Annotated in this window: 10 protein-coding genes, 1 tRNA gene and 1 pseudogene; 2 read left to right on the top strand and 10 right to left on the bottom strand. The window is 67.7% G+C overall.

Annotated elements, in window-relative coordinates; all coding sequences use genetic code 11:
* From VFE83_RS17785 to tpiA, 5 genes and pseudogenes are all read right to left on the bottom strand, one after another.
* Window positions 1-278 (bottom strand): annotated as a pseudogene (locus VFE83_RS17785) (NADH-quinone oxidoreductase subunit B); the annotation flags it as partial.
* A complete protein-coding gene (locus VFE83_RS17780) occupies window positions 269-625 on the bottom strand; it encodes an NADH-quinone oxidoreductase subunit A (protein WP_324908642.1) in 357 nt (118 codons plus the stop codon). The pseudogene VFE83_RS17785 and the gene VFE83_RS17780, both read right to left, overlap by 10 nt.
* 155 nt (window positions 626-780) lie before the next feature.
* A tRNA-Leu gene (locus tag VFE83_RS17775) sits at window positions 781-865 on the bottom strand.
* A 123-nt stretch (window positions 866-988) separates the two neighbouring features.
* Entirely contained in the window at window positions 989-1,465 is a 477-nt protein-coding gene (gene secG / locus VFE83_RS17770) for a preprotein translocase subunit SecG (RefSeq protein WP_324908640.1), read from the bottom strand.
* A gap of 63 nt (window positions 1,466-1,528) precedes the next feature.
* Window positions 1,529-2,281: a triose-phosphate isomerase gene (gene tpiA, locus VFE83_RS17765; RefSeq protein ID WP_324908638.1), complete on the bottom strand. Its 753-nt coding sequence runs from the start codon at window positions 2,279-2,281 to the stop codon at window positions 1,529-1,531.
* Window positions 2,282-2,385: 104 nt separating this feature from the next.
* On the opposite strand from tpiA, the gene VFE83_RS17760 reads away from it, so the two are divergent.
* Entirely contained in the window at window positions 2,386-2,946 is a 561-nt protein-coding gene (locus VFE83_RS17760; protein ID WP_324908636.1) for a DNA-deoxyinosine glycosylase, read from the top strand.
* Here VFE83_RS17760 and VFE83_RS17755 read toward each other — a convergent pair.
* Window positions 2,939-3,889: an isopenicillin N synthase family dioxygenase gene (locus VFE83_RS17755; protein ID WP_324908634.1), complete on the bottom strand. Its 951-nt coding sequence runs from the start codon at window positions 3,887-3,889 to the stop codon at window positions 2,939-2,941. The genes VFE83_RS17760 and VFE83_RS17755 overlap by 8 nt on opposite strands.
* 129 nt (window positions 3,890-4,018) lie before the next feature.
* On the opposite strand from VFE83_RS17755, the gene VFE83_RS17750 reads away from it, so the two are divergent.
* Complete coding sequence (locus VFE83_RS17750; RefSeq protein ID WP_324908632.1) at window positions 4,019-5,866, top strand: DUF3413 domain-containing protein; 1,848 nt, start codon at window positions 4,019-4,021, stop codon at window positions 5,864-5,866.
* A gap of 42 nt (window positions 5,867-5,908) precedes the next feature.
* Here the strand turns inward: VFE83_RS17750 and glmM are convergent, their stop codons facing one another.
* The 4 genes from glmM to trpB form a co-directional block, all read right to left on the bottom strand.
* The gene (gene glmM, locus VFE83_RS17745; protein WP_324908630.1) at window positions 5,909-7,252 is read right to left on the bottom strand and encodes a phosphoglucosamine mutase; all 1,344 of its coding nucleotides are present in this window, start codon (window positions 7,250-7,252) and stop codon (window positions 5,909-5,911) included.
* Entirely contained in the window at window positions 7,249-8,136 is an 888-nt protein-coding gene (accD, locus tag VFE83_RS17740; RefSeq protein WP_324908628.1) for an acetyl-CoA carboxylase, carboxyltransferase subunit beta, read from the bottom strand. The genes glmM and accD overlap by 4 nt, the downstream gene beginning before the upstream one ends.
* Window positions 8,137-8,267: 131 nt before the next feature.
* Window positions 8,268-9,059, bottom strand: a complete 792-nt coding sequence (gene trpA, locus VFE83_RS17735; protein WP_324908626.1) for a tryptophan synthase subunit alpha — start codon at window positions 9,057-9,059, stop codon at window positions 8,268-8,270.
* A gap of 116 nt (window positions 9,060-9,175) precedes the next feature.
* Entirely contained in the window at window positions 9,176-10,405 is a 1,230-nt protein-coding gene (gene trpB, locus VFE83_RS17730; protein ID WP_324908644.1) for a tryptophan synthase subunit beta, read from the bottom strand.
* Between the last annotated feature and the right edge of the window lie 10 nt (window positions 10,406-10,415).

The following is a 10,415-nucleotide window of genomic DNA, read 5'->3' as shown; positions in this document are numbered from 1 at the left end:
TCGGACTGGCGCGGCGACGGGCGGAACACCACGCCGTAGCGGTCCAGGTCCAGGCGCGCCGCGCCGGCGTGCATCATCTCCACGGCGCAGCAGGCCAGGCCGAAGGTCATCGGCCACATCGAGCCGGTGCGCGCCCAGTTCCACAGCGCGTCCATGCTGGTGGTGACGAACCCGTTCTGCAGCAGCGGGTTGTCGCCCTCGGGGCGCAGGATGTCGTCCAGCTGCCCTTCGGGCAGCGGGTTGTGCATGAGGTCAGAGACGCTCTGGATCACTCCCATTCGAGTGCTCCCTTCTTCCAGACGTAGACGAAGCCGAGCAGCAGCATGCCGGCGAAGATGCCCATCTCGATCAGGCCGATCACGCCGAGTTCGCGGAACACGGTGGCCCAGGGCACGATGAAGATGATTTCCAGGTCAAAGATGATGAACTGGATGGCGATGAGGTAGTAGCGCACGTCGAACTGCATGCGCGCGTCCTCGAACGCTTCGAAGCCGCATTCGTACGGCGAGAGCTTCTCGACCGTCGGGCGCTGGGGGCCGAGCACTTTGCCCACCACCAGCAGGGCGACGCCGATACCTCCGGCGACGATCAGGAACAGCAGGGTCGGCAGGTATTCGGCCAGCACTCGTTGTTCTCTCGCTTCATGTAGCTCGGTCGCGTTGCCGCGACCTGGCTTCGGCGGTAGCCGCCTGGGGTCATCCTCCCGCGCGAGACTCGGCCCGCCTTACGTGCCGCACCCCGGTGGGTGATGCTTGGTTGCTTCTGTACGTGTTGTCGGTGTGGTGCCCAAGGGGGGACTCGAACCCCCACGACTTGCGTCGCTACCACCTCAAGGTAGTGCGTCTACCAATTCCGCCACCTGGGCAATCAAACCTTCTTGCCTTCCTGACCCGACCGCACCCCCTGGGGTTTCGGCCGATTCCGGTCATCGCTGACCGTACCCGGCAATCCGTGCCGGGCTGATGAAATCAAATGTTACCGCGACCGCTCAGCCGCCCGCAGGGGGCTGGGGCTTTGCCGACTCCGGCGATTGCGTCGCAGGGGCCTGCGCGGGAGCGCTGGGCACGGATTCCTGCTGCACGGGAGCCTGCGGAACCGGGGCCTGCGGAACCGCACTTGCGGGGGCCGTGGGCGCAGCCGGAACCGCAGTGTTGCCGGCCGGAGCCGTCGGAACGGCCGGAACCTCGGCCATCACGCCGGCCGCGGGGGCCGTTGCGCCGCTCGTGCCGCGCGCCTGGCGCATCGCGTTCCAGGCCATGCCCAGGCTGATCACGAAGAACGCGATCGCCAGCCACTTGGTGGCCTTGGACAGGAAGTTGGCCGAACCGCGCGCACCGAACACGGTTGCCGACGCACCGCCGCCGAAGCCGGAGCCGGCCTGCGCGCCCGCGCCGCGCTGCATCAGGATCAGCGCAACCATCGCGATCGCGATCAGCACGTAGATGACGTTGAGCAACAACAGCATCGTGGTTCTGCCAGTTTCGAATAGAGCTCGTGGGCGACGTCGGGCGGACGGGTCCGCAGTTCGTCAGGGCGCCGCCGCAACCGCGATGGCGTGGAAGTCGGCAGCCACCAGCGAGGCGCCTCCGACCAGGCCGCCATCGACATCCGGCTGCGAGAACAGCGCGGCGGCATTGTCGGCCTTTACGCTACCGCCGTACAGGATCGGCAGCGAGTCAGCGATTCTAGCATCGCGCGCTCCGATTTCGCTACGGATGAACGCGTGGACCGCCTGGGCCTGCTCCGGCGTGGCGGTGCGGCCGGTACCGATCGCCCAGACCGGCTCATAGGCGACGATCGCGCCGTCGAACACCTTGTCGCCGCCCAGTTCGAACAGCGGGCCCAGCTGCTTCTCGATGCGCCATTCGGTCTGGTCGTCCTCGCGCTCGCTGAGGCTCTCGCCGACACACAGGATCGGCGTCAGGCCGGCCTCCTTGCAGGCCATGAACTTGCGCGCGACCAGTTCGCTGGTCTCGCCGTGGTACTGGCGGCGCTCGGAATGGCCGACCAGCCCGTAGCCGGCACCCACGTCCTTGAGCATCGTCGCGGACACCTCGCCGGTGTAGGCGCCCTTCTGGTTGGCGCTGACGTCCTGCGCACCGAAGGACAGGCCGCTGTCGGCGTAGCGCACGGCCAGGCCGGCGAGGTACGGCAGCGGCGGCAGGATCAGGCGCTCCACGCCCGAGGGCGCCGACTGCGCGACCAGTGCATCCAGGAGTTCGATCGCAAAGCGGCGGTCGCCATGCAGCTTCCAGTTTCCGGCAACGATTCTGCGACGCATGGCAACTCCCTTCAGCGTGATCGGATGCGTGATACCTGTCGCGACCGGCACGGGCCTGCCGCGAGCGGCGGCAAGTTTACTCCACGTGGGTGAGAATCCGGCGCATGTTGAGACGCTCCCCATCGCCCGACGCACTGTTGCAGGGCCTGGCACCAATCGCGACACGCGACGCGCGCGTGCTGATCCTGGGCAGCATGCCAGGCGCGGCATCGCTGCACGCGCAGCGCTACTACGCGCATCCGCGCAATCACTTCTGGCCGATCATGGGCGAACTGGTCGGTGCCGATCCCGTCCTGGAATACGCGCAGCGGCTGGAATGCCTGCGTGCCGCAGGCATCGCCCTGTGGGACGTGCTCGACCGTTGCGAACGTGAGGGCAGCCTGGATTCGGCGATTCGCGACGACACCGCACAGGCCAACGATTTCGTCGGGTTCTTCCGGCGCCATCCGCACGTGCGATCGGTGCTGTTCAACGGTGCAAAAGCACAGGCTGCGTATGCCCGCCTCGCCCCACCACTGGACTCGTTCGGCGTGCGGTCGCACCGGTTGCCTTCCACCAGTCCGGCGAATGCGTCGGTGCCGTTCGCAAAAAAACTGGCCGCCTGGCGCGATGCGCTGCAGGCGGCCGGCGTAACGCCGCTTTCGCGACGGCACGCGATTACTTGAGCTTGATCTCGCGCAGGCGCTCTTCCAGGTATCCGTGCGCGGTGATCGGCTCCGGATAGCGGCTCGGATTGTCAGGCGTGATGCATGAGGGCAGCACGTCGATCAGGAAATCCGGATTGGGATGCAGGAAGAACGGCGTCGAATAACGCGGCTGGCGCGCCTTCTCGCCCTGCGGATTGACCACGCGGTGCGTGGTGGACGGATACACGTGGTTGGTCAGACGCTGCAGCATGTCGCCGATGTTGACCACGATAGTGTCGGCATCGGCGGTGAACGGCACCCACTCGCCCTTGCGCGACAGCACTTCCAGGCCCTCCGCGCTCGCGCCGACCAGCAGCGTGATCAGGTTGATGTCCTCATGCGCGCCGGCCCGCACGTTGGGGATGTCGTCGGTGGTGATCGGCGGGTAGTGGATCGGACGCAGGATCGAATTGCCGAAATTGGTCTTGTCGGCGAAGTACGCCTCGGGCAGGCCGATGTGCAGCGCCAGCGCGCGGAGCACGCTGGAACCCAGCTGGTCCAGGGCCTCGTACAGGCCATAGGCCTGCTCGCGGAACTCCGGGATTTCCTCCGGCCACAGGTTCGGCGGCATCACGTCGGCGTATCTGGAGTCGCGCGGGATCTCGCGACCGACGTGCCAGAACTCCTTCAGGTCGTAGTGCTTGGAATCCTTGGCGGTTTCCACGCCGAACGGCGTGTAGCCGCGCGCGCCGCCCTGGCCGGGCACGTGGTACTTGCGCTTGACCTCGTCCGGCAGCGCGAAGAAGCGCTTGAACACGTCATAGGACGCATCGATCTGTTCGCCCGGGATGCCGTGGCCGCGGATGCCCGCGAAGCCCCACTCCCGGTACGCGGCCCCGAGCTCGGCCACGAACGCCTCGCGGTCCCCGGGCGTGGCGGGCGAGACAAAGCGGCGGATGTCGAGGGTCGGGATGCGGTTCACGAGGGACCTGATCGGGATGGTGCGGGGCCGCGAATGATACGACAGCGGCCGCGCCGGGACCCCAATCACAGAATTGTTGCCGGATAATGTCGGCCCTTTTACCGACCGCCCTGCCCGCAGCGCTCCCGAATGGATTCACTCGCTTCTTCCCTGCCCCGGCGCAACGCCTGGCTGACCGGGCTGATCCTCGGCAACGCCCTGCTGGCCACGCTGATCGCCGCCAGCAACATCCCGTTCGACGAGACCGCCACCCGATGGCGTGCGCTGGCGTTCCTGGCGCTGGCGCTGCCGGGCCATTTCCTGTTCTTTGGCGCCGTGATGGCACTGCCGGCCTGGGTGGTTGGCAGACTGGTGCGCGACCCGCGCTGGATGATCGGCACCGCGGTGGTGCTGCAGTCGCTGTGGATCGGCCTGGTGCTGGCCGATGCCCAGGTCTTCGCCCTGTACAGGTTCCACCTCAACGCAATGGTCGCCAACATGATCTTCGGCGGCGCGCTGAGCGATCAGGTGACCTTCTCGGCCGACATGTGGGCGGTGATCGCGCTGGCGGCGGTCGCCCTGGTGGCGCTGCAATTGCTGGCGGCACGCGGGTGGTGGCTCGTGCTGGAGCGGCGCCCGGGAGCGTTGCGGATCCGCCGCGCGTGGTGGGCCGCGCTCGTGATCTGCGTCGCCGGCCAGGCGATGACGGCATGGGCGGACGCGCGGGGCGACCGGACGATGATCTCGCAGCTGGCCTACATCCCGTGGGCGCAGCCGATCACCCTGAAGGACACGCTGCACAAGATCGGCGTCCAGACCGCCACGGCCGCCGAACTGCCCGGCACCGGCGACAGCGGGCTGGCGTATCCGCGCCGGCCACTGCAGTGCGATGCGGCCAAACCGCTCAACGTGGTGGTGGTGCTGGTCGAGTCGCTGCGCTTCGACGCGCTGGATCCGCAGGTCATGCCCAACGCCTGGGCCTACGCGCAGCAGTCGCAGAGGTTCGACAACCACTACAGCACCGGCAATGCCACGCGGTTCGGCCTGTTCGGGCTGATGTACGGGCTGCCCGGCGGCTACTGGCAGGCCATGCTGGTCGAACAGCGCGGTTCGGCGATGATCGAGCAGATGCAGCGCGCGAACTATGCCATGCACATTTACGGCAGCGCGCCGCTGTACAGCCCGGAGTTCGACCGCACCGTGTTCTCCCAGGTGCGCGGGAAGATCGTCAACGCGCCCTCGGATCTCGCCCGCGCGGACCGCGACCGCTTCGTGATCGAGCGCCTGCAGGCCGACATCCAGCGTCATCCGCAGGGGCAGCCGTTCTTCGGCTTCGTGTTCCTGGACGGGCCGCATGCGCCCTATCACCTGCCCGAAGGTTTCGTCTCGCCGTTCCAGCCGATGGCGAAGGACGTGAACTTCCTGAAGCTGGGGCCGGATCACGACTCCACTCCCGAATTCAACCGCTATCGCGCCGCGGTGCACTACAGCGACCAGTTGATCGGCCAGTTGCTTCACACGCTGGAAAACAGCCCGCTGGCCGACGACACGGTGGTGCTGATCAGCGGCGACCACGCCGAGGAATTCAACGACCTGCACCGCAACTATTGGGGGCACAACGGCAACTTCTCGGACTACCAGCTGCGCACGCCTTTCGTGCTGCACTGGCCCGGCAAGCCGGCCCGGCGCGTGAGCGAGGTGACGTCGCACGAGGACTTCGTGCCCACCGTCATGCGCCACGCACTGGGATGCCGCAACGACACCGCCGACTACGCGACGGGCATCGATCTGTTCGGGCCGATCCCGGCCACGCGTCCGTTGCTGGTGGAAAGCTGGTCGCAGCGCGGCATCCGCAATGGTGAGCGGATCTATCTGTTCGACCAGTTCGGCGGCGCGGATGTGGTAGACCGTCGCTACGAGCCGCTGCCGAAAGAGGAAGCTTCGCCGGAGGCGGTGCGGCTTTCCTGGGAACAGCTCACGCGCTTCATGAAGCGCTGAACCTCGGGCCCTTCTCCGTCGCGAGGAAGGGCCATGGCGGCATCAGGCCGCCGCTTCGCGCACCGCGGCGGCAAGACCGTCCAGCGTGGACTGCATCAGCGCCTCGTCATCGGCTTCCACGGTCACGCGCACGACCGGCTCGGTGCCGGAGGGACGCAGGAAGGCACGACCACGGCCGGCGACGGCTGCCTGGGCCTGCGCCAATGCGGCCTTGACCGAGTCCGCCTCGGTCGGGCGCGCACCGTTGCCGAAGCGCACGTTCACGGTTTTCTGCGGCACCTTGGCGAAACCGTCGAGCGCCTCGCGCAGCGTCATCCGGCGGCGCTGGAGCACTTCCAGCACCTGCAGCGCGCTGACGATGCCGTCGCCGGTATTGGAGCGGTCCAGGCACAACAGATGACCCGAGGCTTCGCCGCCCAGCACGCCGTCGTTGCCGACCAGTTGCTGGTGCACGTAACGATCGCCCACCTTCGCGCGGATGAAGCCGATGCCACGCTCGGCGAAGGCGCGCTCCAGGGCGTAGTTGGTCATCAGCGTGCCGACGACCGGCCCCTTCAGGCGGCCGCTCTGCTGCCAGTCGGTCGCCAGCACGTACAGCAGGTCGTCGCCGTCACAGACTACGCCGTCGCCGTCGACGAACAGCACCCTGTCGCCATCGCCGTCGAAGGCGATGCCGATGTCGGCACGCGTCGCACGCACGTGGGCGGCCAGCGTTTCCGGATGCGTCGAGCCGACGCCGTCGTTGATATTGACGCCGTTGGGATCGATGCCGATGGCATCCACGCGCGCACCGAGCTCGCGCAGCACCAGCGGGCCGAGTTGATAGGTCGCGCCGTTGGCGCAGTCCATGGCGATGCGCAGGCCACCCAGGTCGAAGCCCTTGGGCACCGACGCCTTGCAGTGTTCGATGTAGCGGCCCAGCGCGTCGCGCGTGCGCACGGCCTTGCCGAGCTGCTCTGACGGCACCGTCCGGAACGGCTGCTCGAGTGCGGCTTCGATCGCCAGTTCGGTGGCGTCGTCGAGCTTCTCGCCTTCGGCGGAGAAGAACTTGATGCCGTTGTCGTGATGCGGGTTGTGCGACGCCGAAATCACGATGCCGCCGTCGGCGCGCATCGAGTGCGTGAGGTGCGCGACTGCCGGCGTGGGCATCGGGCCCATCAGTTGCACGTCGACGCCGGCGGCAACCAGGCCGGCTTCCAGCGCAGCCTCGAACATGTAGTTCGAAATGCGCGTGTCCTTACCGATGATCACCACCGGATTGCGCCAGTCGCGGCGCGGCAGCGCGTGCCCGTACGCGTTGCCCAGGCGGAGCACGAAGTCGGCCGAGATCGGGCCCTCGCCTACGCGCCCGCGGATGCCGTCGGTACCGAAGTATTTGCGGGTCAAGCACTCACCTCTTCTTCCTGTGGCTGCGGCTGGCTCATCAGCAACGCCAACAGCGTGGCCAGGCGGTCACGCAGCTCACGACGATCGCAGATCTGGTCCAGCGCGCCGTGCTCGAGCAGGAACTCCGAACGCTGGAAACCTTCCGGCAGCGTCTCGCGCACGGTCTGCTCGATCACGCGCGGGCCGGCGAAGCCGATCAGTGCTTCGGGCTCGGCCAGATTCAGATCGCCCAGCATCGCGAACGAGGCCGACACGCCACCGGTGGTGGGATGCGTCATGACCGAGATGAAGGGCAGCCCCCGGGCGCGCATGCGGGCCAGCGCGGCCGAGGTCTTGGCCATCTGCATCAGTGAGAACAGGCTCTCCTGCATGCGCGCGCCACCGGTCGCGGTGAAGCACACCATCGGGCAACGCAGTTCCACCGCGCGCTCGGCGGCACGGGTGAAGCGCTCGCCGACCACCGAACCCATCGAGCCGCCCATGAAGGCGAAGTCGAATGCCGCGGCGACCAGCGGGCGCTGCTTGAGCGTGCCCTCCATCGCGACCAGCGCATCGCGCTCGCCGGTGGACTTCTGCGCGGCCTTGATGCGGTCGGAATACTTCTTCTGGTCGCGGAACTTCAGCACGTCGGTCGGGCCGAGTTCGCCGGCGATCTCGGTCGTGCTGCCAGCGTCGAACAGCGCCGCCAGGCGCACGCGGGCGCGGATCGGCATGTGGAAGCTGCACTTCGGACACACCTCGAGGTTTTCCTCGAGTTCGGGACGGTAGAGGACCGCACCACAGCGGTCGCACTTCTCCCACAGGCCTTCGGGCACGCTGCGGCGCTTGCTGGCGCCGGTTTCGGTGCGGATGCCCGAGGGCATGAGTTTCTTGAGCCAGGACATGCGTTGGGTATTCCCCGTTCAGGCGCTAATGGCGAACGACCAGTTTAGCGCGCACGGGGCCGGCCACGCTCACGAGGCCAGCACGCCCTTGTTGGCCGCATTCCCGTACCGGGGCGTGCGGTTTGCCTCGCTCAGGCGTCGAGCGCCTGGCGCAACGGAGACAGGAATTCGCCTGCTCGCGCGGCGGGGTCGGCCGCACCATCGAGCGCCGCCACCAGGGCGCTGCCGACCACCACGCCATCGGCTTCGCGGGCCATCGCCGCGGCACTGGCCGCGTCCTTGATGCCGAAGCCGGCTACCACCGGCACTTGGCTCTGTGCCCGGATCGCGTGCAGACGCGTCCCAGCGGCATCGGCATCGAGCCGGTCCGCGCCGGTGACGCCGGCGAAACTCACGTAGTACAGGTAACCCTGCGCGTCTTCACAAAGCCGGCGCAGGCGCGCGTCGCTCGTCGTCGGCGATGCAAGCAGGATCAGCGCCAGGCCTTCCTGCACGAACGCGCTGCGGAATTCGTCAGACTCCTCCGGCGGCAGGTCGACCAGCAGCACGCCGTCCACTCCCGCCGCGACGGCTTCGCGCGCGAAACGTGCCGCGCCGCGGATTTCCACCGGGTTGAGATAGCCCATCAGCACGACCGGCGTATCGGCATCGCGTTCGCGGAAGCTGCGCACGCACTCAAACACATAGTGCAGTCCGGCGCCGCGCGCGAGTGCGCGTTCGGAACTGCGCTGGATGACGGGACCGTCGGCCATTGGATCGGAGAACGCCACGCCGAGTTCGATGACGTCCGCACCGGCCTGCACCAGTGCGTGCATCACCGGCACCGTCGCGTCGAGCGAAGGATCGCCCGCGGTGACGAAGGGGATCAGCGCCTTGCGTTGATCGGCGCGCAGTTGCGCGAAGCGTCGGTCGATTCGGTTCATGGCATGGATCGCATGGCGTGCGGTTCGCCCCTCAAGGGGAAGGCCCGGAAGACGAAGGGCGGGAGGGAGGGAGTTCCCGTCGCATTCCCGACCTTCCCCTTGAGGGGTGACGACGGCTACAGGCGGATCCCCTCCCGTGCGGCGATGGTGTGCACGTCCTTGTCGCCTCGGCCGGACAGGTTGCACAGGACGATGGCGTCGCCTGGCATCCCGCGCGCCAGCTTCACGGCCTGCGCGAGTGCGTGACTGGATTCGAGCGCCGGCAGAATGCCTTCGGTGCGCGACAGCTGATGGAACGCGGCCAGCGCTTCCTCGTCGGTCACACCCACGTATTCCGCGCGATGGGTGTCTTTGAGGAACGCGTGCTCGGGGCCGACGCCCGGATAGTCCAGGCCGGCGGATACCGAATGCGTCTCGATGATCTGGCCGTCGTCGTCGCACAGCACGTAGGTGCGGTTGCCGTGCAGCACGCCCGGGCGGCCGGCGGCGAGCGACGCCGCATGGTGCCCGGTCGCGATGCCCTCGCCGGCCGCTTCGGCGCCGACCAGTCGAACAGAAGGATCGTTGAGGAACGCGTGGAAGATGCCGATCGCATTGCTGCCACCGCCGACGCAGGCAGTGACCGCATCCGGCAGGCGGCCGTATTCGGCCAGCATCTGCGCGCGCGCCTCGCGGCCGACGATGGCGTTGAAGTCGCGCACCATGCGCGGGTAAGGATCGGGACCTGCCACCGTGCCGATGATGTAGAACGTGTCGCGCACGTTGGTCACCCAGTCGCGCATCGCTTCGTTCAACGCATCCTTCAGCGTCGCCGAACCGCTGGTCACGGGCACCACGGTCGCGCCCAGCAGCTTCATGCGATAGACGTTGATCTTCTGGCGCTCGATGTCGGTGGCGCCCATGTAGACCACGCATTCCAGGCCGAGTCGCGCGGCCACCGTCGCGCTGGCGACGCCATGCTGGCCGGCGCCGGTCTCGGCGATGATCCGCGTCTTGCCCATGCGGCTGGCGAGCAACGCCTGGCCGATGGTGTTGTTGATCTTGTGCGCGCCGGTGTGATTGAGGTCCTCGCGCTTGAGAAGGATGCGCGCGCCGCCGACTTCGCGACTGAGCCGCTCGGCGAAATAGATCGGGCTCGGGCGGCCGACGTAATGCGCGAGGTCGCGGTCGAAGGCCTCGACGAACGCGGGATCCACGCGCGCGGCGTCGTAGGCCTGCGCGAGTTCCTGCAGCGGGCCCATCAGCGTCTCGGCGACGAAGCGGCCGCCGAAGCGGCCGAAGTGGCCGTCGGCATCGGGAAAGGCGTTGTAGTCGTCGACCGTCGACGACGGGACTGCATCGGACATTCGGAAGCCT

It is taken from the genome of Lysobacter sp. (assembly GCF_035655815.1).
Classification (GTDB): Bacteria; Pseudomonadota; Gammaproteobacteria; order Xanthomonadales; family Xanthomonadaceae; genus Lysobacter_J.
Note: the sequence above shows the minus strand (reverse complement) of the source record. Positions and strands in the feature narration are given on the sequence as shown.